Genomic DNA, 24,013 nt, shown 5'->3' with positions numbered 1-24,013 from the left:
AAGGCCGACGGCTCGCGGCCGACGGCTCGCGGCCGTCAGACGCGGTCCGCGACCGGGCGCACCACGAGCACGGTGACGTTGTCGTGGCCGCCCGCCGCCACCGCGGCCTCCACCAGCACGGCGGCCGGATCGGCGGGATCGCCGGCCAGGAGCTCCGCGATCGTCTCATCGCTGAGCTCCCGGGTGAGGCCGTCGGAGCAGACCAGGAAGGTCCGGCCGTCGTTCAGCGGGAGCAGCTCGCTGTCGGTGTCGACGAAGTCCTCGGCGCCCAGCGCGCGGGTGATCACGTTGCGCTCGGGATGCACGGCCGCCTGCTCGGGGGTGATCAGCCCGGCGTCGAGCAGCTCCTGCACGGCCGAGTGGTCGGACGTGAGCTGCCGGAGCTCGCGCTCGTCCCACGCGTAGACCCGCGAGTCGCCGACGTTGACGACCATCCACTCCTCCGCCGCGCGCTCCGGCACCCGGACCCGCACGACACCGGTCAGCGTGGTGCCGGCGACGGCGGCGCCGGTCTCCTCCGCGTCGGACAGCGCGCGCACCGCCGCGTTCGCCTCGTCGATCGCCGTGATGACCTCCTCCGGCGTCGGGGTCGATCCAGCCGGGAGGGTGCGCGCGAGGCTCTCGATCGCCGTCCGGCTCGCGGCGTCGCCGCGCGCGTGACCTCCCATCCCGTCCGCGACCACGAAGACCGGGTCCTGTGCGAGGTAGCTGTCCTCGTTGATCTGCCGGACCGGTCCGGTGTCGCTTCTGGCGCTCACCTCGACGCGGGAAGTCATGTGCGTGGGTCCTCCGGGGGGTTCGCGGCCGGGGCGGCCTCTGCGGTCGTCGTCGCCGGGTCGTCATCCCCGTGGATGGCTTCCTCGACGGTGGTGCCGCTCAGGTGCAGCCTCACCAGACTAGCGACGGTCGCGACCGCCATCGCACCGACGATGACCGCGAGGGACGTCCAGGTACTGACGTCGGGCGCCCATTCGATGTGCTCGCCGCCGTTGATGAACGGCAGCGTGTTCTCGTGCATGGCGTGGAAGACCAGCTTGACGCCGATGAACGCGAGGATGAACGCGATCCCGTACTTGAGGTAGACGAGCTTCTCCAGCAGGTGCCCGAGCAGGAAGTAGAGCTGGCGCAGCCCCATCAGGGCGAAGACGTTCGCGGTGAACACGATGAACGGGCTCTGCGTGATGCCGAAGATCGCCGGGATGGAGTCGAGCGCGAACAGCAGGTCGGTGGTGCCGAGCGCGAGGAAGACGATGATCAGCGGCGTGAACATCCGCTTGCCGTTCACCGTGGTGCGCAGCTTGTTGCCCTCGTACTGGTCGGAGACCTTGAGCCTGCGCCGGGCGAAGCGGATGAGGAGGCCGTCCTTCGTTCCCTCGTCGTCGTGCTTCCCGAACGCCTGGTTGAACGCCGTCCAGAGCAGGAAGGCGCCGAACAGGTAGAAGATCGCGCTGAAGCTCGCGATGAGGCCCGCGCCGAGCAGGATGAACACGCCACGGAAGACCAGCGCCAGGATGATGCCCACCATGAGCACCTCCTGCTGGTACTTCCGGGGCACCGCGAACCTGCCCATGATGATCACGAACACGAACAGGTTGTCGATGCTCAGGCTGTACTCGGTGAGCCAGCCGGCGAGGAACTGACCGGCGTGCTCGGCGTCGCCGATCAGCAGCATGAGCAGCGCGAAGATGAGCGCGAGGCCGACGTAGAAGGCCACCCACAGCGCGGACTCCCGCGGGCTGGGGATGTGCGGCCGCTTGTAGACGATCAGGAGGTCGAAGGCGAGCACGAGCAGCAGGACGACGAAGCTGCCGACCTCGAACCAGAGCGGGAGGGCGAGTTCCACGGGAGGAGACCTTTCGAAGGGCGTACGGGACGGACCCGAAAGTCTCTCCCGCACATCCGTGCCGCTGTGCCCGGGCCCGAGTGGACCGTGATGACGTGCACAGCGCGAGACCGCTCGGCCTCTTCGGGATACTCCCCTTCGCGAGCATCCAGTCTAGCCGGTCGGCGGGCTGATGCCGTGCGCCTATCGCCGCGCCAGCAACCCCGCCTGCCGCTCGTGCACGCCGGCCACCCAGTCGTAGACGGCGTCCGGCCCGAGCCGCGGGTCGTCCGCCGGGTGCTCGCCGGCGCGGAGCGCGCGCAGGTAGGCGCGGTCGAGCTCGATGCGCTCCCGCAGTCCGTCGGCTCCGGTGACCGAGCCGTGGCCGGGGACGACGACCCGGACGCCGCCGGCGATGCTCTCGACGAGCGTCAGTGCCGCGAGGTAGTCCTCGATCGGGTCGTCCGCGCTGTGGTCGAGCAGCGGCACCAGCACGTCCGACAGGAGGTCCCCGGCGACGAGGACGCCGGCCTCCTCGATCAGCAGCGCCGCGTGGCCGGCCGCGTGGGCGCGATGCTCGACCACGCGGACGCGCGGGCCGTCCCACGGAATCCACTCGGCGCCGTCCGGAAGCGCGCTGAGCTCGCCGAACAGGGTGAGCGGAACGCGCTCGGCGATGTCGGCCGGGATCATCGGTGCGACCCGCTCCCGCCACGCCTCGTCGGCGAGGAAGGCCTCGATCGCGGCGGCGGCGCGCGCCGTCGCGAAGCGGAGCGCCGTGCCGAACGCGGGATGCCAGAGCACGTGATCCCAGTGCGGGTGCGTGGCGAAGCCCGCCGCGACGGGCGTCCCGGAGGCGCGAAGCTCGGCCGCGACGCCGCCCAGTTCCGCGTCGAGGATGCCGGGATCGACCAGCAGCGCACCGGCGTCGCCGTCGACCACGACGGTGTTGGTCTGGCAGAACTCGCTCTGGTGGACGCGCACGCCCTCGGCGACCGGACTCAGCATGGTGGCGACGGTAGCAGAGACGACCGCCGACGGGTGCGGAGGTCGGCGGCGCACCCCTCAATCGTGCCGCTGGAGAAGCAGCTCGGCCGCGGCCTGGTCCCACAGGTCGAAGGTGCCGGTCGCGCCGGCGGTTCCGGGCCGTGGGCTCGCGGAGGCGATGAAGCAGTGCTCCGCGCGCGTGACGTATCCGATGACTGCGCCGCCGAGCCTGAGTTCGTCGGTCTCCGCGCGGATCCGGCTCACGTCGAGGACGACGCTCACGATGGTGTCGTCCGCACCGATCATCCGGATCCGATTCGTGTGTGGGACGGTTGTCGGCGTTCGCCCGGATCGGGCCAGCGCGTAGTGGCGGGGACTTCCCGCCTCCGCCTTCAGTGTGGTGTGCATGATTCATCTGCCTGAGACTCGAGGCGTCTCGTCGCGACGGCGATGGTGGGCGCGAATGGAGGACCACATGACGCCGGACGGTCGGCACCGGCGACCAGATGGGAGTGGGAACCATGCGTTTCGTGAACGCACTGCCCAGTTTAAGGTCGCTCCGCCGCGGTTTCAAGCGTCGACAGGTGGTTCTCGCCGTCGATGGCTCAGCCGAGCGCCCAGCGCGGGTCCAGCTGGTGCGCCGCGGCGTCGGGCGTCTCCGCCGCGGGCCGGCTGTGCTGGGCGATGAGAGCGCGCCCCATCGCCTGCGCGCGCCTCGCCGCGGCTCCGTCACCCTCCACCGCGTTGATGATCGCGCCCTTCATCAGGATGTGCCACGAGTAGGCGAACTCCTCGGGCTCGGCCAGGCCCGCCTCCGCCGCCAGCCCCGACACCAGACCGCGGATGTACGTGAGGTGTTCGACGCTCGCGCGCCCCAGCGGGTGGTCCTTGCCCATCTCCAGCAGCACGTTGACGAACATGCACGCCTCGTAGTCGCTGCGGTGGAACCACTCGTCGAACACGTCGAAGATCGCCAGCAGCTGCTCCTCGGGCCGGTCGCTGCGGGCCTGCACGCCGGCGCGGACCAGGCCGATGGTCCAATCGCGCTCGCGCCGCTTCAGGCACGCCTCGGCCAGGGCATCGAGCGACGCGAACTCGCCGTCGAGCTCCTCCGCTGTGACCCCAGATGCCGCCAGCACCTGCTCGCGGGTGACCTCGTGCACGGCGCTGCGGGCGAAGAGCCCGTACGCGGCCGAGACGATGCGCTCCGAGAGGTCGTTCATGGTGAGTCCTTTCCAGGTCGTCGGCGAAGAGGAGGTTTCGAGGTCCGTGACCACGATGGGCGTGGCGTCGGTGATGTGCAGCAGCTCGACCCCACCCGAGTGGGAGAGCACGGTCAGCGGACAGCCCGCGATCGTGACGTTCACGCGCGCGGTCCGGATGAAGATCTCCCCCATCGAGCGCGTCGCCCGAAGCGTGCGCCCGTTGACCACGACCTCGATCGGATAGCTGCGACGGACCGGAGCGACGTCGTCGGGGCTCCGCCCGTCGATCACAGGACTGGACACCGTCATACTCGGACCCCCAGGTCGGTTTCGCACCTTCGTCGCACGCCCTCCGCGAGCGACCGAAATAAAGGGTGAGTTATGCAAACGTTTGACCGAAAGCCGGTTTGCACGGATTTCGCTGCGCATTCACTGTCAGGACCCTGCCGGGATGCTGAAGGAGGCGGGGACGGGGCATGAAAAAGCCCGGACACCAGTGAATGACTGGTATCCGGGCTGTTGGTGACCCCAGCGGGATTTGAACCCGCGTTACCGCCGTGAGAGGGCGACGTCCTAGGCCGCTAGACGATGGGGCCGTCTTGCAACTCATCGATAATGCCACAGAACGGGGCCTTCCTCCAAAACGGGGCCGCCATCCCGGGTGTGTCGCGCGGTCGTCAGACCAGGACGCGGAGCGCGCCGGGGACGACGGTGACCTCCACGGGGAGCGGGCCGATCCGCTCGCCGTCGGCGTAGGCGACCACGCCCTCGGCGTCGATCCGCACCGTGCTCAGGCTGCGGAAGGACACCTCCGGGAGGTCGGTGTGCTCGCCGCGGAACACCTTCGGGAAGAGCCGGAGGAAGCGCGGCCGGGACATCTTCGTCACCACGAACAGGTCGAAGCGGCCGTCGCCGAGGTCGGCGTGCGGGACGATGCGCATGCCGCCGCCGAGGGAGCGGTTGTTCGCGACCGAGACCAGCATCGCCTCGGTGGCGATCCGCTCGCCGTCCGCGACGATGCGGTACGGACGGGAATGCAGGACGGCCAGCTCCCGGAGCAGCGCGAAGACGTAGCGGCTGCGGCCGCGCGGGCGGGTCATCAGGTTGGCGCGCTCGTTCACGGTCGCGTCGAAGCCCGCCGAGAGCACGCAGCCGAACCAGGTGCTGAGCTCACCGTGCTGCTCGCCGTGACGGATCAGCCCGGCGTCGATCGTGCGCGGCGGGCGTCCGAGCGCCTCCAGGAGCTGGTCGGTCGCGGCGTCGGCGTCGTCCGTGGGGATTCCGAGGCCGTCGGCGAGGTCGTTGCCGGTCCCGCTCGGCACGATCCCGAGCGGGACGTCCGTCTGCGCGACGATGTTGATGCCGAGGTTCGCCATGCCGTCTCCCCCGACGACCACGAGCGCCTCGGCGCCGGCCTCGACGGCGCGGATCGTCTCCCTGCGCAGCAGCTCGATGTTGGCCTCGTCCACCGCGATCACCGTGTGGCCGGCGGCGCGCAGCCGCTCGACGACGCGCGGCCCGACGTCACGACGCCGCCCGAAGGACGCCATCGGGTTGACCGCGACGACCACGGTCCGAGGGGAGACAGACATAGACCACGACTATGGCATAGCGGGCGTCCGCGAGCGCGCGACACGACCGGACCTGGCGCGCGCAGCCGGGTGGAGGTTTGATGAACCCATGAGACTGACGAAGTTCGAACACGCCGCCCTGCTCCTGGAGGAGTCCGGGAAGAAGCTCTACATCGACCCGGGCAGCTTCACCTCGCCGCTGACGGACACCGCCAACACCGTGGCCGTCGTCATCACGCACGAGCACGCCGACCACTGGACCCCCGAACAGTTGAAGCGGGTGCTCGAGCTGAGCCCGGAGGCGCCGATCTTCGCCCCGGAGGGCGTGGCCCGGGCGGCCGAGGACTTCGACATCACGGTGGTGCACGCGGGCGACACGGTGGAGGCCGGCCCGTTCACGCTCCGCTTCTTCGGCGGCAGGCACGCGGTCATCCACGAGAGCATCCCGGTGGTCGACAACCTCGGCGTGCTGGTCAACGACGAGCTGTACTACGCCGGCGACTCGTTCGTCATCCCGGACGGCGTCGAGCTCGACGTGCTGGCGGTGCCCGCCGGCGCGCCGTGGATGAAGGTCGCCGAGACGATCGACTACGTGCTCGCGACGAAGCCGAAGCGCAGCTTCCCCACCCACGAGATGGTGCTGTCGCGCGCCGGAAAGGACCTCTCGAACTCCCGCATCGCGTGGGCGACCGAGCAGAACGGCGGCGAGTTCTTCGCCCTGGAGCCGGGCGACACGCTCGACCTGTGAGCGCGGCCTCCGACTCGCGCCCGGCCGTCGTCTGGTTCCGCGACGACCTCCGCGTCGCCGACAACCCGGCGCTCGACGCTGCCGCGCGCACCGGGCGCCCCGTCGTCTGCCTCTTCGTCTGGGACGACCGGTCCCCCGGCCTGCGGCCGCCAGGCGGCGCGGCCCGGTGGTGGCTGCACCACAGCCTGACCTCCCTGGACGCGGGCCTCCGTGAGCGCGGCTCCCGGCTCGTCGTCCTCCGCGGGCCGGCCGAGCCCACGATCGCCGCGCTCCTGAGCGACCTCGACGCCGCCGCCGTCTTCTGGAACCGCCGCTACGGAGGCCCGGAGCGGCGGATCGACACCGCCGTGAAGACCGCCGCGCGGGAGGCCGGGATCGAGGCGGAGAGCTTCGGCGCGAGCCTGCTCTTCGAGCCGTGGACGATCCGCACCGGCTCCGGGTCGCCGTTCTCGGTATTCACCCCGTTCTGGCGCGCGTGTCTGTCCGCCCCGCCGCCGCGCAAGCCGCTTGACGCCCCCGCCCGGCTGACGCACGGCCCGACCGTCGACGGCCTCGCGATCGACGACCTCGGCCTCCTGCCCGCCCACCCGGACTGGGCGTCCGGCCTCCGCGACGCCTGGGAACCGGGCGAGTGGGCAGCCCACTCCGCCCTCGACGCCTTCGCCGCCGGCGCCCTCATCCAGTACCGGGAGGACCGGGACGTGCCGGGCGTCGACGGCACCTCCCGGCTGTCCCCGCGCCTGCGCTGGGGCGAGCTGAGCCCGCACCAGGTCTGGCACACGATCACCGCCGCGCGCGACGCACGCACGAGCGACGCGGCCGCCACCTTCCTCTCCGAGCTCGGCTGGCGCGAGTTCGCCTATCACACGCTCTTCGAGCACCCCGACCTCGCGACCGTCAACATCCATCGCGCGTACGACTCCTTCCCCTGGCCGCGGCTGCACCCGTCCGTGCTGCGCGCCTGGGAACAGGGTCGCACCGGCGTCCCGCTCGTGGACGCGGGGATGCGAGAACTGTGGACAAGCGGATCCATGCACAACCGGGTGCGGATGGTCGTCGCGTCGTTCCTCACCAAGAACCTGCTGATCGACTGGCGGCGCGGCGAGCGGTGGTTCTGGGACACGCTGGTGGACGCCGATCCCGCGAGCAACCCGTTCAACTGGCAGTGGGTCGCCGGCTCCGGGGCGGACGCCGCGCCCTACTTCCGCGTGTTCAACCCCGAGCTGCAGCGGACGAAGTTCGACCGGCACGGCGACTACGTGCGGCGCTGGGTCCCGGAGTGGGGCACGGCCGGGTATCCGGAGCCGGTGGTCGACCTCGCCGAGTCGCGGCGTGCGGCGCTCGCGGCCTATGAGACGGTCAAGAGCGCTCAGCGCGCGTGATCGGCGAGGATCTGGTCCACGTCGATCTGCTGCAGCAGCGCCGGCCAGTCCAGCTGCCGGGCGACGTCGGCCAGCTGCTCGTCGGCCAGCACCTTCCCGCTGCGCTCGACGACGATCCCCGTCGGCAGCTTGCGGTTCAGCTCGGCCAGGATGGCGTCGTCCACCGCCTCGGTGTCGAAGTCGGCGCCGACCTGCGCGTAGTAGTCGGAGGACAGCGTGTAGGAGACGATCCCGGTCTCGATCTGGCTCATGTGGGGCATCGTAGACCGCCGCACACGAGGTCCGTCACCCCCTGCGCCCGGCCGCCCAGGCCGCGATCTCGGAGCGCCGCGACGCGCCGAGCTTGGCGAGGATGTGCTCCACGTGCGTCGAGACGGTCTTCGGTGCGATGTGGAGGGCGGCCGCGATCTCCCGGTTGGTCGCGCCTCCGGCGATCTGCGCGGCGACCTCCTCCTCGCGCGCGCTGAGCGTCGACGGCTCGACGCCCTCGGCCAGCCGGGCGGCCAGCTCGTCGGCCCGGCGCTCCAGGACCGTCCCGCGCGCCCGCGCCCGCGCCTCGGCGACGAGGGCCGCGGCCTCCGCGGGGCTGCGGGTGCGGCGCGCGCACTCGGCGCGGTCCAGGATGGCTTGCGTGCCCTCCCACCAGCGGCCCAGCGCGTCCCACCCGGCGGAGGCCGATTCCAGCAGCTCCCTGGCGTCGGAGGGGCGCCGCTCGCGCAACGCGAGGACTCCTGCGGCGTGCTGGAGCGCGAACTCCGTCCCCGGGATCCGTCGGCGCTCGACCAGGACGCCCACCCGCTCCACCCACGACCGCGCGGCGGCGACGTCACCGGCCGCCAGGTGCGCGCGCACGCCGGTGACCGCGAACGGGAACGCGTAGGCGGAGTCCTCGACGCGGTGCGACTCGGCCGCGCCGCGCTCGCAGTAGCCGACCGCGCCGGCCGGGTCGTCCGCGAGCAGCGCCGTCTCGGCCAGCCCCCACAGCGCGGGAGACAGCCGCTGCAGCTCCTGCATCCGCTCGCCGATCCCCTCCGCCCGGCGCAGCAGCTCCCCGGCGCGGGCGAGGTCGCCGGAGGACAGCGCGCAGTACCCGAGGACGTGCAGGGCGGTCACCTCCGTGGTGATACCGCCCCGGCCGTCCGCGAGGGCGTGGCCGGCGAGCTCGGCCGCGGCGCGGAGGTCGCCGCCGGCCCAGCGGACGTGCGCCAGGTGCGCGGTGAGGTAGTGCGCGTCGTTCCAGCGCTCGATGCGCTCGGCGTAGGCGATCCCGTCGGCCAGCCACTCGGATCCGCGCCCGTACTGCAGCAGCACCGACGCGCTCGATCCGAGCATGCGGTACGCGCGGGCCGCCGCTTCCTCCCTGCCGTGCGCCGCGCCCTGCTCCGCCGCGCCGCGCAGCAGGTCCCAGGCCGGCTCGCCCTCCCCGCGAACACCAGGACGCTGCCGAGGGTGGCGTCGAGGCCGATCCTGTCGCTCTCCGCGGTCAGGAGGGCCCGCGCCTCCAGCGCGACCCTGCGTGCGTCGTCCAGCCGCCGTTCGAGCATGGCGGCCGCAGCCTGCGCGGCGAGGAGTCGGCCGCGCACCTGGACGGCCTCCGCGTCGTCGTCGCCGTCGATCCAGCCGAGCGCGGCGCGGAGGGCGGCCACCCGCGACGGGTAGTCGGCGCCGAGCAGGTGCCGCGCGGCGACGAGCGCCGGCACGACGGCGGCGGCCTCCCGAGCGAGTCCGGCGGCCCGGTACAGCTCGATGGCCCGCGCGAGCTCGGCCTCGGCCTCCCGGTTGGCGTCGACGGCGGCGAGCTCGGCTCCGAGGCGGCGCAGGAGGTCCGCGCGGTCGGGCCCGGCGACCGCGAGCGGCATCGTCCGCTGCGCGCGGCGGTAGAGGTCCGCGGCCTCGCGATGCGCCGACAGCGTGGACGCCCGCTCGGCCGCGCGCCGGGCGAGGGCGTACGCCTCCCGCGCCCGCCCGGCCCGCTCGGCGTGCAGCGAGAGCAGTGCGTCGGACAGGCCGGCTCCGGCGTCGACAACGCGCCCGTGCAGGACGCGGCGGCGCGCGGACGGCACGGCGGAGTACACCGCGTCCCGGATGAGCGCGTGCCGGGAGTCGTACGTGCCGGCCGCCACGCGGACCAGGAGGTGCTGCGCGACGAGGTCGTCGAGGGCCGCCTCCCGCGCGGCGCGATCCCACTCGTCGCCGACGACCACCGCCAGCAGCCGGACGTCGGACTCGCGCCCGATCACCGCGGCCGCCTCCAGCACCGCCGACGACGCCGGGGCGAGCGTGCGCGTGCGGGACAGCACGGCCGCGGCGACCGTCTCCGGGGCGCCGTCGGAGTCCTCGGCGAGCAGCTCCTCCACGTGGAGCGGGATGCCGTCGCTCACCGCGTGCAGCCGTTCGGCCTCCTCGGCCGACGGCTCGGCGCCGCGGATGGCGGCGAGCATGCGCGCGACCCCGTCGCTGCCGAGCCGCGAGGGCCGCACCTCCTCCGCCAGCCGGTGCCCGACCAGGTCGAGCCGCCAGGCGGTCGCCTCGGCAGCGACATCCGGGTCCTCGGTGCGGAAGGTCGCCACCAGGAGGCTCGGCCGCTCGCGCACGGCGACCGCGACCCGGCGGAGGACGTCGAGGGTGAGCTGGTCGGCCCAGTGCACGTCCTCCAGCGCGAGGATCGTCGGCAGCGTGAGCGCCGTGGCGAGGGTGGCGGCCAGCTCGGCGACCAGGAGTCGGCGGCGGGTCGAGCGGGTCGCCGGGTCGGCGCCGTCCGCCGGGTCGCCGCGCAGCACCAGTCCCCTGATCCGCTCGGCGGCCGGGCCGTCCCCGGCCTCCGCGAGCGACGCGGCGACGCCGAGCAGCAGCATCCCCGGGGTCTCGCGGTCGTCCGCGTAGGCGTCGGCGTGGACGCGGCGCACCGCGCTGAGGGCGACGACCTCCTCCATCAGCCGCGACTTGCCGATCCCGGCCTCGCCCGCGATGAGCAGGACGCCTCCGCGGCCGTCCTGCGCCGCGGCCAGACGGCGGCGCGCCAACGCGAGCAGGTCCTCCCTGCCCACGAACACCGGGCACACACGTTCGGCGCCCCGGAACGACGCCGGCGCCGCATCCATGCGCGAAGCATAGCGCCGGGCGAACGCGCGCCGCACCGGGATCGGTCGGATGACCGATGCCACGGCCTCACCCGCGCGAGGAGACTCGGGCCGACGCGGGGACGATCCTCCGCGCACGAGGAGAAGGAGCCGATCATGTCACGATTCATGGACGTCCACGACGGGTTCGTCGGTGTCACCGAGGAGCAGCTCGCCGAGGCCCACGCCGCCGACCTGGCGGTCGAGGGCGAGGAGGGCGTGCACTTCGAGACCGCCTGGCTCGACCCGGAGAGCGGCAAGGTGTTCTGCCTGTCGACCGGGCCGTCGAAGGAGGCGGTGATGCGGGTGCACGAGAAGGCCGGGCACCCGACCGATCAGGTCTACGCCGTCGACATCGTGGTCTGACACGGGCCGGGCGTAGAGTGCGCGGCATGACGGATCGACAGGACGCGCCAGAGCCACCCGAGTCCCGGGAGCACGAGCTCCGCGACAGGGTCTCCGGCCTCGGGGACACGCCGGAGGACGCACTGGAGGAGATCGCGAGCCGCAACGAGTCCCTGGAGGAGCGGCTGCCGGACGAGGATCTGCCCCGCAGCGAGGGGGCACCCGGCCAGGGGTAGGCCGCTGCGGTCGTCCCTCACTGGGGACTGGGGCGACCTCCGGCGCGTCCGTACGCTGGCGGGGATGAACGAGGACGGACGACGCACGACGCGCATGCGCGACCGCGCCGCAGGCGCCGCGGTGATGGAACAGGTGGTGCGCCTGCACACCCAGACACCCCCGCGATCCGCGCTCGCGCGCGCCCTCGGCGCCAGGCCGATCGGCGCGGACACCGCACCGTGGTTCGCCGGCGCGCTCGGCGAGCGCGAGGTGGGCGCCCTGCTCGACCGGCTGCCGGAGGGCTGGAGCGTCTTCCACGCCATCCCGGTCGGCACGCGCCCCGACGCGTCCGGTGCCGTGTCCGACGTCGACCACATCGTGGTCGGGCCGCCCGGCGTGTTCGTCGTCAACACCAAGCACCACCGCGGCCAGCGCGTCTGGGTGGGCGAGCGCGCGGTGCTGGTCGCCGGTCAGAAGCAGCCGTACCCGCGCAACTCCGATCTGGAGGCCTCCCGGGTGCGCGGCGTGCTCGCGCAGGCGGGGATCACGGCGCCCGTGACGGCCGTGGTCGCGCTCGTCGGGACCAAGGAGGTCACGGTGCGGCAGCAGCCGCGCCGGGTCGTGGTGCTGCGCGCCGAGCAGCTCGTCCGGTGGCTGACCCGGCGCCCGGCCGTGCTGGACGCCGCCACGACCGCTGACGTCGCCCGGCTGTTCGACGACCCCGCGACCTGGCGCCCGCTGGACTCGCCCGCCGACACAGTGGAACGCTTCGCGGTCATCGAGCGCGAGGTCAGGACCGCGCAGCTCGTGCGCGCCGGCTGGCTGCTCGCGGTCGCGCTCGGCGCGGTCGCCGTCGCCCTGCCGGTCGTGTCGGTGCTGACCCGCTGATCCGGCACCCGGCCGAGGATCAGACCGGGACGGCAGCCGTCCGCATCGTGAGCGACGCCGCCTCCGCGTCGTAGTCGAGCTCCACGCGGATGTCCGCGACCTCGGCCAGCGAGTGCAGGTGCGTGCCGCCGCACGGGATGACGACCACGCCGTCCGGCAGCTCCGCGCGCCAGCGCCGGCGCTCCCCAGCCCGTCGCCGTCCCGCTCGATCGAGATGGCCACGTCCGCTCCGGCCGTCACCCACCCGGCGAGGCGCGCGTTGGCGGCGTCGGTCACCTCGTCGAGCAGCCCGGGGAGCTCGGCGGCCGCGAAGCCCTTCTTCCGCAGGCTCTTGCCGATGCGGTACTCGTCCACCGACCCGTCCGGGAGGATGCGCGAGGAGGCGATGGCGAGCTGGTCGAACGCCGGCCGGCCACGCCCGTCGAGCGGGACCTCCTTCGTCCAGAGCCCGGAGAGCGCCTCGTCCAGCGCCAGGGACGCCAGGTGGCAGGCCGTGTGGCCGCGCGAGAGGCGGAGGCGCTGCTCCGCGTCGACCGTCACCTCGGCCGGGGCGCCCGGTTCGACGCCCGTCGCGTCCTCCACCAGGTGGCAGACCAGGAACGACCAGCCCTCGGTCCCGGTGCGGACCGGAGCGTCGCCGATGTGCAGCGTCGTCCCGTCGGTCGCGCCGACCACCGCGCCCACGACCGGGACGCTCCTGCCCCCGACGGTCAGCGTGCCGGTGTCGGCCGGCTGGTCCGGCCAGACCGGGTCGACCGGGTGGAACGCCGTGCGATCGAGGATCACCGCGCTGCGGCCATCGGCAAGGGGCTCGACGTGCAGCACGGTTCCGGTGGAGGCGAGGTCGCCGTCGGGGTAGGTGACGACGGTGTCGCCGGCGGGGAGGGTCATCCCCCAGCGTAGGCGCTGGACGGATGACCCTCCCGCGCGCGGCTACTTCGTGAGCGAGTCGACGTACGCGGAGTGCGCGTTCATCCACTTCTCGACGATGCCGTGGTACTGGCTGGAGTCGGCCTTGCCGTTGTACATCGCGTTCTCCAGCGAGTAGAGCATGTCCGACTTCATCCGGAACTTCTTCACCCACGTGGCGATCTGCGGGAACTTCTGCGGGAAGCCCTTACTCGCGATCGAGTGGATGGACTCCGCCGCGCCCAGCGTGTTCTTCGGGTCCTTCAGGTCCTTCAGGTTCCACTGGTCGTACGCCCAGTGCGGGCGCCACAGCGTCACGGCGATGTCGTCGTGCTTCTTCATCGCGCTCGACAGCTCGGCGAGCATCGCGGGCGTGGAGGACGTGACGAAGTTCATCTTCCCCAGTCCGTACTCCGGAATGACCTTCTTCTGGGTCGCCTCCGTAAGCCCGGCGCCCGGCTCGATGCCGACCAGCCGGTTCCCGAAGTCGGAGGAGTGCGCCGCGAGCTGGTCGAGCGAGTCGATCGGGGCGTCCTTGTTGACCGCGATGGTCAGCTTGGCCTCGTCGTTCCAGGCGCCCAGGTCGGTGAGGTGCGCGCCGTAGGTCTTCAGGTACTGCGCGTGCGTGGTCGGCAGCCAGCCGTCGAACGCGACGTCGTAGTCGCCGGTGCTGAGCCCGGCGAACGCCGGCCCCGCGTCGGCGTACTCGAAGTCCACGTGGTAGCCCTCGCGCTCCAGCACGTGCTTCCACAGGTACGACGCTGCCTCGCCCTCCGGCCAGCCGTTGAACACGGCGACCTTCACGTCGCCCTTGTCGCCGCCGGCGGTGGAGGCCGCGGTCACGGCCGTCCCGCCGATCACGACGAGCAGGCCCGCGCCGAGCACCGCGAGCGCGCGCTTCGGCATCCGCAGCTTGGCCTTGCCGACCGCGGCGGTCAGCCGGTCGAGCACGATCGCCAGGATGACGACGGCGATGCCCGCCTCGAAGCCGAGCCCGACATCCACACGGCTGAGCGCCTGGACGATGTCGCGGCCGAGGCCGCCGCCGCCGACCATGCCCGCGATGACGACCATCGAGAGCGACAGCATGATGACCTGGTTCACGCCGGCGAGGATCGACGGCATGGCGAGCGGCAACTGGATCTGGCGCAGGATGCGCCGCGGCGGCGAGCCGAACGCGCGTCCGGCCTCCACCAGCTCGGTGTCGACGCCGCGGATGCCGAGCTCGGTGAGCCGCACGCCGGGCGCCATCGCGAACACGATGGTCGCGACCATGCCGGGCACCACGCCCACCCGGAACAGGATGAGCGCCGGGATCAGGTACACGAACGCGGGCATCGTCTGCATGAAGTCGAGCACCGGCCGGATGATCGCCGACGCGGTCCGGGACCGGGCGGCGAGGATGCCGAGCGGCACGCTCAGCGCGATCGCGATGGCCGAGGAGACCAGCACGAGCGCGAGGGTGTCCATCGCGTTCGGCCACTGGCCGATCCCGGCGATGAGCAGCAGGCCGAGCACGGTGCCCGCGCCGAACACCCAGCCGCGCAGCCAGACCGCGAGGATCGCGACGATGAGGATGACGCCCCAGAACGGCGGCGTCTGCAGCACCCAGTCGACGCCGTCGTACATCCCCGTGAAGACCACTCGGATGACGTCGAACAGTCCGCCGAACGTGCTGGTGACGAAGTCGACGACCGCGGTCGCCCACTCGCCGAGCGGGATCAGGTGTGCGGTGTTCACGCGACCACCTCCGCCTCGTCGGCGACGACCGGGATGGGGTCGCCCCCGGCGGACTCGCGCAGGGCCAGCGTCATCGCGTCGACCGGCACCGTGGCCGGAGGCTCGACCACGACCGGGATCTCGGTGGTGTCGCTCGTGACGTTCCCGAGCGCCGCGAGCAGGGTGACCCGCGGGATGACGCCGAGCAGGCGGCGCTCGTCGTCCACCACGGCGAGCGGGAGGGCGCTGCCGACGGAGGGCTCGACCAGCTCGCTCAGCACCTCGTCGCGGGACACCGTCGCGATGTCCGTGTCGATCGCCTCGGTCAGGTCGGCCTGACCGTCGCGCACCTGACGCATCACGTCGCGGTCGCGCACGGCCCCGAGCAGCCGCCGGCCCTGGCCGACGACGAACGCGGCCGAGGTCTGGAGGTCGCGCATGGTGCGCATCGCCGCGCGCGGTCCGCCCGCGACGGTGACCAGCGCGCGAGCCGGCTCCATGACGCTCGCGGCGGTCAGCACGCGGGCACGGTCGACGTCCTGCACGAAGCTGGCGACGTAGTCGTTCGCCGGGTCGGTGAGGATCTCCTCCGGCGTGCCGGTCTGGACGATCCGCCCGTCCCGCATCACGGCGATCCGGTCGCCGAGGAACATCGCCTCGTTGAGGTCGTGGGTGATGAAGACGATGGTCTTGCCGAGTGAGCTCTGCAGCTCCAGGAGCTGCTCCTGCATCTCGCGCCGGATCAGCGGGTCGAGCGCCGAGAACGCCTCGTCCATCAGCAGGACGTCGGTGTCCGCGGCGAGCGCCCGGCCGAGGCCGACGCGCTGCTGCATCCCGCCGGAGAGCTCGCCGGGGAGCTTGTCGCCCCAGCCGCCGAGCCCGACCAGCTTCAGCACCTCGGCGGCACGCTCGCGGCGCTCGACGGCGGCCATCCCGCGCACCTCCAGGCCGTAGGCGATGTTGTCGAGGACGGTGCGGTGCGGCAGCAGGGCGAAGTGCTGGAACACCATCGAGACGTGCTTCTGGCGGACGGCGCGCAGCTTCGCCCCGGCGAGGCCGGTGATGGTGGTGCCCATGACCTCCACCTCGCCCGCCGTGGGCTCCAGGAGCCCGTTCAGGAGGCGGATCAGGGTGGACTTGCCCGAGCCGGACAGTCCCATCACGACGAAGATCTCGCCGCGCCGGACGGTCAGGCTCGCGTCGATGACCGCGGCCGTCCCGAGCCCGGCGACGTCCTTCCTGCTCGCGCCCTGCCTCAGCCGGCGCACGGTCTCCTGGGGTTTGCGTCCGAAGACTTTGAAGATGTTCCTCGCCTCGACGGCGATCGTGTTGCTCAACGTGTCTCTCCGCGGTGCGCGATTCGCGTCTGGTGGACACGCGCACTCTGGTCGCGCCCGGGCCGACGGCGCGCGGCGACGGCAGCATGACTCGAGCGCGGGCCTTCCGCGCGAATCACCGTCGCTGGCGCGACCATCGGGGTGCGCCCACGCCAGCCGACCGTACGATCCGGGCGGGGCCACCGGTGCGGCCGCACGGCCCTGATCGCGGGCTGGTTCACCTCGCCGGCGCCGGGTAGTCCGACGCACGAAGCTCCTCGACGCTATCAGGGCCCTCGCAGCGACCGCGAATCGAGAGCGGGTGAAACCGCGCGTGGCGACCCGCTGGGACCTACCGCGGAGGGCTCGATTCCGGCAGAGTGTGCGCATGGCGAACTCCACAGGCGATCACCCCTGGCAGCGCGTCCCGATCGAGCCGCAGAGCGTCGACGCGCCGCTCTCGCGCGCAGCGGTCTTCCTCGTGGTGACGGTCGCGGACTCCCCCGACTCGGTGGCGATCGCGCGGGACGTGGTGGCGAACATCTCCGACATCGTCAAGACCGTGGGCTTCCGCGACCTGAACGCGCACCTGTCGTGCAACATCGGCGTCGGCGCGGAGTTCTGGAGCAGGCTGACAGACGCCGCTCCGCCGAAGGAGCTGCACCCGTTCGCGGAGATCCGCGGCGCGGTCCACACGGCGGTGTCCACCCCCGGTGACCTGCTGTTCCACATCCGGGCCGAGCGCGGCGACTTCTGCTTCGAGTTCGAGCGGCAGCTCCTGGACGCCCTCGGCGACGCGGTGACGGTCGTGGACGAAGTCGTCGGGTTCCGCTACTTCGACGCGCGGGACCTCCTCGGCTTCGTCGACGGCACGGCCAACCCCACCGGCGGCGACATGGCGGCCGCCGCGATCGTCGGCGACGAGGACCCGGCGTACGCGGGCGGCAGCTACGTGGTGGTGCAGAAGTACCTGCACGACCTCACCTCCTGGAACCGGCTGCCCGTGCCCTCGCAGGAGGACGTCATCGGCCGGACGAAGGTGGAGAACATCGAGCTGCCGGACGTCGAGCACGGCCAGAAGGCGCACAAGACGCTCAACACGATCACCGACGAGGACGGCGTCGAGCACGACATCCTCCGCGACAACATGCCGTTCGGCAGGCCCGGCCACGGCGAGTTCGGCACCTACTTCATCGGCTACTCGCGCGAGCTGTGGGTGATCGAGCGGATGCTGGAGCGGATGTTCATCGGCGACCCTCCCGGCAGCCACGACCGCATTCTGGACTTCTCGACGGCGACGACGGGGACGACGTTCTTCGTGCCCACCCGGGGTTTCCTGGAGGGGCTCGGCGACTGACGGCGCGCGGGTGACGGCGCGGGTGCGTGCGCGCGCTGCCGGCCCTGTGACGCCGCATGACGCGCGACCGCGCAACAGGTCGTCATCTTCCTGGCGACCGAAGGCGGCGGCAGGGTACAAAAAGGCCATCATGTCGCGCATCTTCACGAGCAAGTTCAACCCGGGCCGCGCCCGCTGGGAGCTGGTGGTCAGCCCGCGCGGCGACGTCTACGCGTTCCCGCTGACGCTCCCGATCGCGCAGCGTCAGGCGCTCGGCGGCCACAAGCGCTACCTGGTCGGCAAGGTCGCGAAGCGGCAGGAGACCTGGACCGCCGCAGGGCCGTCCGGGCTCATCTACGGCACGACGTTCCCGACGCTGCCCTCCGCCCTGGAGGCCATCGCCGACGAGGTCGACCTCGCGCCGGTGCCCTGACCCTTCCACCCTCCGGTCGAGGGGCACGTCGTTGTCACTTCTGGGCGCCAAAAGTGACAATGACGTGCCCCTCGGCGGGGAAAGGTCGGCGGGTCAGGCGGACTTGAGGAGGGCGTCCTCCAGGGCGACCCACGGGAGCATCGCGCACTTGACGCGGGTGACGTAGCGGGAGACCCCGGCCAGCGCGACGGCGTCGCCCAGCAGCTCCTCGTCGCCCTCCAGGGCGCCCTTCGACTGCATCAGCTCCCGGAACGCCGCGATCGACGCCGTCAGCTCCGCCCGCTCCGTGTCGTGCACCAGGTCGCTGAGCAGCGAGGCCGACGCGGTCGAGATCGAGCAGCCGTGGCCCTCCCAGCTGATCGCGTGGATGCGGCCGTCCGCGTCGGGATGCACGCCCACCGTGACCTCGTCGCCGCAGGTCGGGTTGTACTGGTGCGAGCTGGCCGCGGCGCCCTCCCGGAGGCCGTAGCCGTGCTTCTCGCGCGCGTGGTCGAGGATGACCTGCTGGTACAGGCTCTGCAGGTCGCTCATCGGTCGATCACCCCGAAGAAGTCGCGCGCGTCCGCGACGGCCGCTACGGCCGCGTCCACCTCGTCCGCCGTGTTGTAGAGGTACGCGCTGATCCGGGTGGAGGCGGTGACGCCGAACCGTCGGTGCACCGGCTGCGCGCAGTGGTGGCCCACCCGCACCGCGATGCCGCGGTCGTCCAGGAACTGGCCGACGTCGTGCGCGTGGATGCCGTCCACGACGAAGCTGGCGAGGCCCACCCGCTCGACGTCGGGGCCCGGACCGAGCACCCGCACGCCGGGGATGGCCGCGAGCCCGGCGAGCATCCGCGCGCCCAGCTCAGCCTCGTGCGCCTCGATCGCCGGCATCCCGACCGCGTCGAGGTAGTCGACGGCGGCGGCCAGCGCGACCGCCTGCGACACCCGCTGCGTGCCGGCCTCGAAGCGCTGCGGCGCCGGAAGGTACTCGGCGTGGTCGAGCGTCACGGTGGTGATCATGGAGCCGCCCGTGAGGAACGGCGGCAGCGCGTCGAGCAGCTCGGTGCGGCCGTAGAGGCCGCCGACGCCGGTCGGTCCGAGCATCTTGTGACCCGAGAACACGGCGAAGTCGACGTCGAGCGCCGGGAAGTCGACGGCGAGGTGCGGGACGGACTGGCAGGCGTCGAGCACGGCGAGCGCACCCTGGGCGTGCGCCAGCGCCACCAGCTCGGCGACCGGGTTGATCGCGCCGAGCACGTTGGACACGTGGGTGAAGGCGACGACCTTGGTGCGCGGTCCGATCAGCTCAGCCGCCTGGTCGAGCCGGAGCAGCCCGTCGTCGGTCAGCCCGATCACGCGGAGCGTCGCGCCGGTGCGCGCGGCCAGCTCCTGCCACGGGATGAGGTTGGCGTGGTGCTCGGCCTCCGTGACGACCAGCTCGTCGCCCGGGCCGACCTTGAACCGCTCGGCCGCCGCGCCGCCGCGGCCGGCGGACGCGTTCGACATCCCGTAGGCGAGGAGGTTGAGTCCCTCGGTGGCGTTGGAGGTCCAGACCAGCTGTTCGGGGCGGGCGCCGACGAAGCGCGCCACGCGGGCGCGGGCGTCCTCGAACAGCTCGGTGGCCTCCCCGGCGACGGTGTGGGCGCCGCGGTGCACGGCGGACGTGAACCGCTCGGCGAAGTCGCGTTCGGCGTCCAGCACCTGCCGGGGCTTCTGCGAGGTGGCGCCGGAGTCGAGGTAGACGAAGGGGTGCCCGTTCACCTCGCGGGAGAGGATCGGGAAGTCCGAGCGGAGCCGGACGGTGTCGAGGGTGTCGGTGCGCATACTGTGCTCAACGCTACCGGGGTTCGCTGCAATCCCGCCGTGCGTGACGACCTCGGCTGCCGCGGTCCGCCGCCGGTAGGCTCGAGGCATGGTCGAACGGACGAACGGGTCCCCGTGGTTCTTCATCGGCGGTGTCCTGCTCGTCGTGGTGGGGCTCGGCGTTCCGCTCCTGGTCGACGCGGCGACGTGCGACGTGCAGTGGCTCGTCCGCGGCGCCGGGGTGCTGGTCGCGATCGGGGGCGGGGTGCTGATCGGGTTCGGGCTGCGGAGGCGCCGGGGGCGCTGACGGCAGGTCCCGGATTCGCCTCCCGCTCAGTCGGCCGCCGCGCGCGCCAGGTCGCGCAGCTCGACCAGCCGCCCTGCCGCGCCGCCGTGCCCGCCGCGGATCGCGATGTGCTGCCGCGCCGGCGGCGTGAACGCGGCGTCGAGCGCGTACGTCACCATGAGCAGGTAGAACCGCAGCAGCCGTGAGGCGTCCGCCCGCAGCCGCTCCTGCTCCGGCTCGCACGTCATCCCGTCGAGCCAGCGCGAGAGCTGGGTGAACGCGATCCGGAGCCGCAGGCCCTGACGTGCGTCCGCGGCGCCGAGCCGGCGGTCGGCCGGCCGCACCCCGACCGGGTGGCCCGGCTCTCCCGCGACGGCGCACCGCTCCAAAAGGCTCTCGGCCGCGGAGAGGTGCGAGACCGCCTCCTCCAGCACGGCGAGCAGGGTCAGCGCGCTCAGGCCGTCCTCGGCGAGCGCGACGGAGTCGGCGCTGCGCGTCCTGGCGAACCACCCCATGGGGCGCCTCCCTCCTGCCGGCCTCCTGCTGGAGTGGGACCGATTGTACGCTCGCCTACCCCCGATGGCCGGGCGGATCAAGGTCCTTCCCCGAGGGCCGGAACGGGGCTAGCGTCCGCCGAGGCAGTTCTGACGACGCGCCCGTCGCACCGGCGGGTGAAAGTGGAGGAGGCAGCGAGATGACGGACCGTAGACCCCCAGCGGACGAACCGACGGAGACCCGCGCGTACGAGCCGGGGACCCGGGCGTACAACGCGGCCCCCGCGGACGCGACGGCGTCCGGCGCAGGCGCGCACCGGGCTGCGGGTGAGCCGGTGGGCGACGGCATCGACGACCCGGCCCCCACGAGACGCGTGGACGACCGCTCCCTCGACGAGCAGCCGGTGGACGAGTACCCGCGCGCCGCCCGCTACCCGAGCGACACCCAGGAGGAGACGGACGAGGCCCTTCGGGTCGACGGCAACCGCACCCTCCGCGAGAACGTGGTCGCCCGTGAGCGCAGCGAGTTCGGCGGGATGAAGTTCGGCGCGGCCTTCTTCGGCTGGCTCACCGCGACCGGCATGGCGGTCATCCTGACCGCGCTGGTCGCCGCGGCGGGCGCGGCCGTCGGGTTCGGCGCGTCCGGCGGCAGCGGGAACGCCGCCGCGAACGAGGCCAACAAGAACGCCGCGACGATCGGCGTCGTCGGCGCGATCGCGCTCGTCGTGATCGCGTTCGTCGCCTATTACTGCGGCGGCTACGTCGCCGGCCGGATGGCGCGCTTCGACGGCGCCCGCCAGGGCCTCGCGGTGTGGATCTGGGCGATCATCATCGCGGTGGTCGTCGCCATCCTCACCCTCATCCTCGGCGCCCAGTACAACATCCTCGGCAACATCAACGGCTTCCCCCGCATCCCGCTGGACGAGGGCACCGTCACGGCGACCGGCATCATCACCGCGGTGGCCGTGGCGATCGTCAGCCTCGCGGGCGCCGTGCTCGGCGGCGTGGCGGGCATGCGCTTCCACCGCCGGGTTGACCGCGTCGGCCTGGGGAGCTGACCGCCCGGGTCGACGTTCGGGTCTCGAACAGAGTGGTGCGGCCGGTCTCATCCCGTCCTGTGGATGAGACCGGCCGCACCGTCACCCGCATCATGGAGTGACCATCGGTCCGCGGAACCCCCGTACCGCTGGGCCGGTCGAACGATTCTCCTCGCTCGGGGTTACGAGCAAGTGAACCGCTGGCTGTGACTACCCCCAGAACGGGTGCTTCAGGCTGAGGATCCTCCGATGCGGGTCCGCCGGGCGATAGTGTCGGTGCACCCTGAACGAGGAGCCCGATGAGCCAGTTGCCGCCGCCCGGCTGGTACCCCGACGCCGACACCCGGTTCCAGCGCTGGTGGGACGGCCTCCGCTGGACGGACGCGGTCCGCCCGCTGACCCCCTCCGCGCCGGTCGCCGGCCCTCCCCCGACCAACGGCTTCGCCACCGCGTCCCTCGTCGCGGGCGTGGTCGCCGTCGCGGTCGCCGTGCTGGCGCTGGGCCTCGGCGGCGGCATCGACCCGCTCCTCGCCCTGCTGATCCTGGTCGGCGTGGGGCTGTCCGTCGGCTTCGGTATCCCGGCGCTGATCCGCGCGGGACGTCTGGCGCCGCACGTCGGTCGGGCACGCGCGATCTGGGGGATCTGCCTGGGCGGCGGAGCGCTGCTGGGATGCGTGCTCGCGGTGCTGCTGGTGTTCGGCGCCATGCCGGTGAACGGCGGGACCGACGCGGACACGGCGGCGACTGCCGCGACGGCGTGAGCCGCCGACGGAACTCGATGTGGAGGAAGAGATGACCGACAACCCTGAGAACCCTGCGCCGGTGGAGCCGGAGGCGACGTTCGCTCCGGTGACTCCCGGCGCGACAGTCGCGCCCATCGCGCCCGGGTGGGCGAACGCGCAGACGCCGGCCGATGCCTGGCCGGCGCAGCCGCCCGCGCCGGCGCCCGCCGCTCCGAAGTCGCCGAGACTGGGCCGGGTCGCGATGATCATGGCCATCTGCGTGATCAGCGTGTCCGTGCTGGCCTCCGTGCTGCAGGGCCTGTTCGCCACGACGCTCCGCACCTACAACACGGGTTCGAGCGCCGGCTTCAACCTCCACCCGGACCAGGGCTGGTTCGGCATCCAGATGCTCCTCGGCTCGGTGTTCGGCATCTGGGCCCTGACCCAGGGCATCGTGGCGGTCGCCCAGGACCGCGGCCGCCGCGACGGCGTCGTCGCGATCGTCCTCGCGGGCGCCGCGCCGATCGTCAGTGTGATCGTGTGGGCGGCGCTGGGGTTCGCGTTCGGGCATCACGTTCAGGGGTGAGGAGGAGGCGGCGTGGAAGCCATCCGCCTCACGGCAGCACGGCCGTGACCACACCTTTGACGCTCAGCTGCAGCTGCGCGCTCCACTGACCGCAGTGGTCCCGTGTCAACGGCGTCGTCGCCTGAATCGTGTTGACGACGGTGGAGCCACCGCGGATCCCCTGAACGGTGAACGCGAGGGTGCGGCTGTCGTTCAGCGGCGTGCGGAAGCTCGGCTCGATGACCACGACCTGATCGTCACCGGTGGAGCACGTGTCATCGAGGCAGACCCGCACCCGGGTGTCCGGGTGGGCCGAGGTCCAGTCGGCCACGAAGACGGAGATCCGGGGCGGTGTTACCTCCGCGGCGCAGTCGCCACGCGTCGGAGTGCAGCCGCTCAGAGCGAGACTGAACAGCGCCGCGGCCGCCACTGCCGCGCGTGACTTCCCCGTCGTCCGTACACGCGGCGATCGTATCGCTACAGGTGCTGCAGGTCAGCGATTCGCGGCTCGCCTCACCAGAGGATCATCGCTTTCCACATCACTCGGGACGCTCTTCGGGATGGGAAACCGCCCGGACCAGTCCCAGTTCTTCGTGTTCACGCCGGGGTACCACTGCACGGGGTTGTCCGACTGGACCCGCGGGATCGCCGGTGCGTCGAAGCGTCCGGCGGGCGGGATGTACGGGACGCGACTGCGTGCCTTGATGGCGGCGAGCCCCGAAGCGATTCCGCCGGCGAGCGCGGCGAAGCCGATCAGGAGCAACCACGACCGGCCGAAATCGCCGGCTACCATCCCCACGATGGTGGCGGGGATGGTGAGGTACGCGACGACCAGAGCAGCTGCCACTCCGATCAGTCGGAGCGTCTGGGCCGTGTGCCGTGTCATCCTCGCCTCCCCTGCTGCGGGTGAGCACCATGATAGGTCGGGTAGTCAGAACCGTCTATGCCCCGCAGGTGCAGCCGGTGAAGTCGGCGGGGCAACGAAAAAAGGCCCGGAATTCCGGGCCTTTCTCACATCATCGTCTTGCTGGGGTACCTGGACTCGAACCAAGAACAACTGAACCAGAATCAGCCGTGTTGCCAATTACACCATACCCCAAGGGCTTCGGACCGCGGTCCGGGCACG

The 24,013-nt window shown here is 72.2% G+C and carries 29 protein-coding genes and 2 tRNA genes; 12 read left to right on the top strand and 19 right to left on the bottom strand.

The window, feature by feature from the left end; genetic code table 11:
- Window positions 1–35: 35 nt before the first annotated feature.
- The 7 genes from ACQ86L_RS00490 to ACQ86L_RS00460 form a co-directional block, all read right to left on the bottom strand.
- Entirely contained in the window at window positions 36–776 is a 741-nt protein-coding gene (locus ACQ86L_RS00490) for a PP2C family protein-serine/threonine phosphatase (protein ID WP_434317236.1), read from the bottom strand.
- Complete coding sequence (locus tag ACQ86L_RS00485; RefSeq protein WP_434317235.1) at window positions 773–1,843, bottom strand: TerC family protein; 1,071 nt, start codon at window positions 1,841–1,843, stop codon at window positions 773–775. Before ACQ86L_RS00485 ends, ACQ86L_RS00490 begins: the two co-directional genes overlap by 4 nt.
- 183 nt (window positions 1,844–2,026) lie before the next feature.
- Window positions 2,027–2,830 carry an MBL fold metallo-hydrolase gene (locus tag ACQ86L_RS00480; RefSeq protein WP_434317234.1) on the bottom strand — a complete coding sequence of 268 codons (804 nt, stop codon included), beginning with the start codon at window positions 2,828–2,830 and terminating at the stop codon, window positions 2,027–2,029.
- A 57-nt stretch (window positions 2,831–2,887) separates the two neighbouring features.
- The gene (locus ACQ86L_RS00475; protein ID WP_434317233.1) at window positions 2,888–3,091 is read right to left on the bottom strand and encodes a hypothetical protein; all 204 of its coding nucleotides are present in this window, start codon (window positions 3,089–3,091) and stop codon (window positions 2,888–2,890) included.
- A 323-nt stretch (window positions 3,092–3,414) separates the two neighbouring features.
- Window positions 3,415–4,317, bottom strand: coding sequence for a TetR/AcrR family transcriptional regulator (locus ACQ86L_RS00470; RefSeq protein ID WP_434317232.1), 903 nt, complete (start codon window positions 4,315–4,317; stop codon window positions 3,415–3,417).
- Window positions 4,318–4,534: 217 nt separating this feature from the next.
- Window positions 4,535–4,610: transfer RNA gene (locus tag ACQ86L_RS00465), tRNA-Glu, on the bottom strand.
- Window positions 4,611–4,691: 81 nt separating this feature from the next.
- The gene (locus tag ACQ86L_RS00460; protein WP_434317231.1) at window positions 4,692–5,606 is read right to left on the bottom strand and encodes a diacylglycerol kinase family protein; all 915 of its coding nucleotides are present in this window, start codon (window positions 5,604–5,606) and stop codon (window positions 4,692–4,694) included.
- 88 nt (window positions 5,607–5,694) lie between these two features.
- Here ACQ86L_RS00460 and ACQ86L_RS00455 point away from each other — a divergent pair, with 88 nt between their 5' ends.
- On the top strand, window positions 5,695–6,333 hold the full coding sequence (locus tag ACQ86L_RS00455) for an MBL fold metallo-hydrolase (protein ID WP_434317230.1): 639 nt from the start codon (window positions 5,695–5,697) through the stop codon (window positions 6,331–6,333).
- On the top strand, window positions 6,330–7,715 hold the full coding sequence (locus ACQ86L_RS00450) for a cryptochrome/photolyase family protein (protein ID WP_434317229.1): 1,386 nt from the start codon (window positions 6,330–6,332) through the stop codon (window positions 7,713–7,715). Before ACQ86L_RS00455 ends, ACQ86L_RS00450 begins: the two co-directional genes overlap by 4 nt.
- Here ACQ86L_RS00450 and ACQ86L_RS00445 read toward each other — a convergent pair.
- The 3 genes from ACQ86L_RS00445 to ACQ86L_RS00435 form a co-directional block, all read right to left on the bottom strand.
- Window positions 7,703–7,966, bottom strand: a complete 264-nt coding sequence (locus tag ACQ86L_RS00445; protein WP_345839369.1) for a hypothetical protein — start codon at window positions 7,964–7,966, stop codon at window positions 7,703–7,705. The two genes, ACQ86L_RS00450 and ACQ86L_RS00445, sit on opposite strands and share 13 nt — an antisense overlap.
- A gap of 34 nt (window positions 7,967–8,000) precedes the next feature.
- Window positions 8,001–8,729: a response regulator transcription factor gene (locus tag ACQ86L_RS00440; protein WP_434318952.1), complete on the bottom strand. Its 729-nt coding sequence runs from the start codon at window positions 8,727–8,729 to the stop codon at window positions 8,001–8,003.
- Window positions 8,730–8,824: 95 nt separating this feature from the next.
- Complete coding sequence (locus tag ACQ86L_RS00435; RefSeq protein ID WP_434317228.1) at window positions 8,825–10,816, bottom strand: ATP-binding protein; 1,992 nt, start codon at window positions 10,814–10,816, stop codon at window positions 8,825–8,827.
- A 135-nt stretch (window positions 10,817–10,951) separates the two neighbouring features.
- Here ACQ86L_RS00435 and ACQ86L_RS00430 point away from each other — a divergent pair, with 135 nt between their 5' ends.
- The 3 genes from ACQ86L_RS00430 (at window position 10,952) to ACQ86L_RS00420 (ending at window position 12,283) form a co-directional block, all read left to right on the top strand.
- The gene (locus tag ACQ86L_RS00430; protein WP_345839371.1) at window positions 10,952–11,200 is read left to right on the top strand and encodes an SCO4226 family nickel-binding protein; all 249 of its coding nucleotides are present in this window, start codon (window positions 10,952–10,954) and stop codon (window positions 11,198–11,200) included.
- Between the two features lie 26 nt (window positions 11,201–11,226).
- Window positions 11,227–11,415 carry a hypothetical protein gene (locus tag ACQ86L_RS00425; RefSeq protein WP_434317227.1) on the top strand — a complete coding sequence of 63 codons (189 nt, stop codon included), beginning with the start codon at window positions 11,227–11,229 and terminating at the stop codon, window positions 11,413–11,415.
- Between the two features lie 64 nt (window positions 11,416–11,479).
- Window positions 11,480–12,283 (top strand): nuclease-related domain-containing protein, encoded by an 804-nt coding sequence (locus ACQ86L_RS00420; RefSeq protein ID WP_434317226.1) that lies wholly within the window; start codon window positions 11,480–11,482, stop codon window positions 12,281–12,283.
- Window positions 12,284–12,302: 19 nt separating this feature from the next.
- On the opposite strand, the gene ACQ86L_RS00415 is transcribed toward ACQ86L_RS00420, so the two are convergent.
- Window positions 12,303–12,431 carry a hypothetical protein gene (locus ACQ86L_RS00415; protein ID WP_434317225.1) on the bottom strand — a complete coding sequence of 43 codons (129 nt, stop codon included), beginning with the start codon at window positions 12,429–12,431 and terminating at the stop codon, window positions 12,303–12,305.
- Between the two features lie 66 nt (window positions 12,432–12,497).
- On the opposite strand from ACQ86L_RS00415, the gene ACQ86L_RS00410 reads away from it, so the two are divergent.
- Entirely contained in the window at window positions 12,498–13,142 is a 645-nt protein-coding gene (locus ACQ86L_RS00410; protein WP_434317224.1) for a hypothetical protein, read from the top strand.
- 74 nt (window positions 13,143–13,216) lie between these two features.
- On the opposite strand, the gene ACQ86L_RS00405 is transcribed toward ACQ86L_RS00410, so the two are convergent.
- Together ACQ86L_RS00405 and ACQ86L_RS00400 are read right to left on the bottom strand one after the other, a co-directional pair.
- Window positions 13,217–14,932 carry an ABC transporter permease/substrate binding protein gene (locus ACQ86L_RS00405; protein WP_434317223.1) on the bottom strand — a complete coding sequence of 572 codons (1,716 nt, stop codon included), beginning with the start codon at window positions 14,930–14,932 and terminating at the stop codon, window positions 13,217–13,219.
- Complete coding sequence (locus ACQ86L_RS00400; protein WP_434317222.1) at window positions 14,929–16,248, bottom strand: quaternary amine ABC transporter ATP-binding protein; 1,320 nt, start codon at window positions 16,246–16,248, stop codon at window positions 14,929–14,931. Before ACQ86L_RS00400 ends, ACQ86L_RS00405 begins: the two co-directional genes overlap by 4 nt.
- A 367-nt stretch (window positions 16,249–16,615) precedes the next feature.
- Between ACQ86L_RS00400 and ACQ86L_RS00395 the strand changes: the two genes are divergently transcribed.
- Both ACQ86L_RS00395 and ACQ86L_RS00390 read left to right on the top strand, forming a co-directional pair.
- Window positions 16,616–17,584, top strand: a complete 969-nt coding sequence (locus ACQ86L_RS00395) for a Dyp-type peroxidase (RefSeq protein WP_434317221.1) — start codon at window positions 16,616–16,618, stop codon at window positions 17,582–17,584.
- Window positions 17,585–17,714: 130 nt separating this feature from the next.
- On the top strand, window positions 17,715–17,996 hold the full coding sequence (locus ACQ86L_RS00390; RefSeq protein ID WP_345839378.1) for a hypothetical protein: 282 nt from the start codon (window positions 17,715–17,717) through the stop codon (window positions 17,994–17,996).
- 93 nt (window positions 17,997–18,089) lie between these two features.
- Here the strand turns inward: ACQ86L_RS00390 and sufU are convergent, their stop codons facing one another.
- Together sufU and ACQ86L_RS00380 are read right to left on the bottom strand one after the other, a co-directional pair.
- On the bottom strand, window positions 18,090–18,527 hold the full coding sequence (gene sufU, locus ACQ86L_RS00385) for a Fe-S cluster assembly sulfur transfer protein SufU (protein ID WP_434317220.1): 438 nt from the start codon (window positions 18,525–18,527) through the stop codon (window positions 18,090–18,092).
- Entirely contained in the window at window positions 18,524–19,804 is a 1,281-nt protein-coding gene (locus ACQ86L_RS00380; protein WP_434317219.1) for an aminotransferase class V-fold PLP-dependent enzyme, read from the bottom strand. Before ACQ86L_RS00380 ends, sufU begins: the two co-directional genes overlap by 4 nt.
- An 88-nt stretch (window positions 19,805–19,892) precedes the next feature.
- Between ACQ86L_RS00380 and ACQ86L_RS00375 the strand changes: the two genes are divergently transcribed.
- On the top strand, window positions 19,893–20,090 hold the full coding sequence (locus ACQ86L_RS00375) for a hypothetical protein (RefSeq protein WP_434317218.1): 198 nt from the start codon (window positions 19,893–19,895) through the stop codon (window positions 20,088–20,090).
- A gap of 26 nt (window positions 20,091–20,116) precedes the next feature.
- Here ACQ86L_RS00375 and ACQ86L_RS00370 read toward each other — a convergent pair whose 3' ends face one another.
- Window positions 20,117–20,584, bottom strand: coding sequence for a hypothetical protein (locus ACQ86L_RS00370; RefSeq protein WP_434317217.1), 468 nt, complete (start codon window positions 20,582–20,584; stop codon window positions 20,117–20,119).
- A gap of 179 nt (window positions 20,585–20,763) precedes the next feature.
- On the opposite strand from ACQ86L_RS00370, the gene ACQ86L_RS00365 reads away from it, so the two are divergent.
- The 3 genes from ACQ86L_RS00365 to ACQ86L_RS00355 all read left to right on the top strand — a co-directional run bounded on the left by ACQ86L_RS00365 (window position 20,764) and on the right by ACQ86L_RS00355 (window position 22,908).
- Window positions 20,764–21,621, top strand: coding sequence for a hypothetical protein (locus ACQ86L_RS00365; protein WP_434317216.1), 858 nt, complete (start codon window positions 20,764–20,766; stop codon window positions 21,619–21,621).
- Between the two features lie 278 nt (window positions 21,622–21,899).
- Complete coding sequence (locus tag ACQ86L_RS00360) at window positions 21,900–22,361, top strand: DUF2510 domain-containing protein (protein ID WP_434317215.1); 462 nt, start codon at window positions 21,900–21,902, stop codon at window positions 22,359–22,361.
- Window positions 22,362–22,392: 31 nt separating this feature from the next.
- A complete protein-coding gene (locus tag ACQ86L_RS00355; protein ID WP_434317214.1) occupies window positions 22,393–22,908 on the top strand; it encodes a hypothetical protein in 516 nt (171 codons plus the stop codon).
- 28 nt (window positions 22,909–22,936) lie between these two features.
- On the opposite strand, the gene ACQ86L_RS00350 is transcribed toward ACQ86L_RS00355, so the two are convergent.
- The 3 genes from ACQ86L_RS00350 to ACQ86L_RS00340 form a co-directional block, all read right to left on the bottom strand.
- Entirely contained in the window at window positions 22,937–23,218 is a 282-nt protein-coding gene (locus ACQ86L_RS00350) for a hypothetical protein (RefSeq protein ID WP_434317213.1), read from the bottom strand.
- A gap of 162 nt (window positions 23,219–23,380) precedes the next feature.
- Window positions 23,381–23,773, bottom strand: coding sequence for a hypothetical protein (locus ACQ86L_RS00345; RefSeq protein ID WP_434317212.1), 393 nt, complete (start codon window positions 23,771–23,773; stop codon window positions 23,381–23,383).
- Window positions 23,774–23,914: 141 nt separating this feature from the next.
- A tRNA-Gln gene (locus ACQ86L_RS00340) sits at window positions 23,915–23,986 on the bottom strand.
- Window positions 23,987–24,013: the final 27 nt, after the last annotated feature.

It is taken from the genome of Leifsonia sp. P73 (assembly GCF_051059105.1).
In the GTDB taxonomy this organism is placed as follows: Bacteria; Actinomycetota; Actinomycetes; order Actinomycetales; family Microbacteriaceae; genus Leifsonia.
This window is presented reverse-complemented; position numbering and strand designations above follow the sequence as displayed.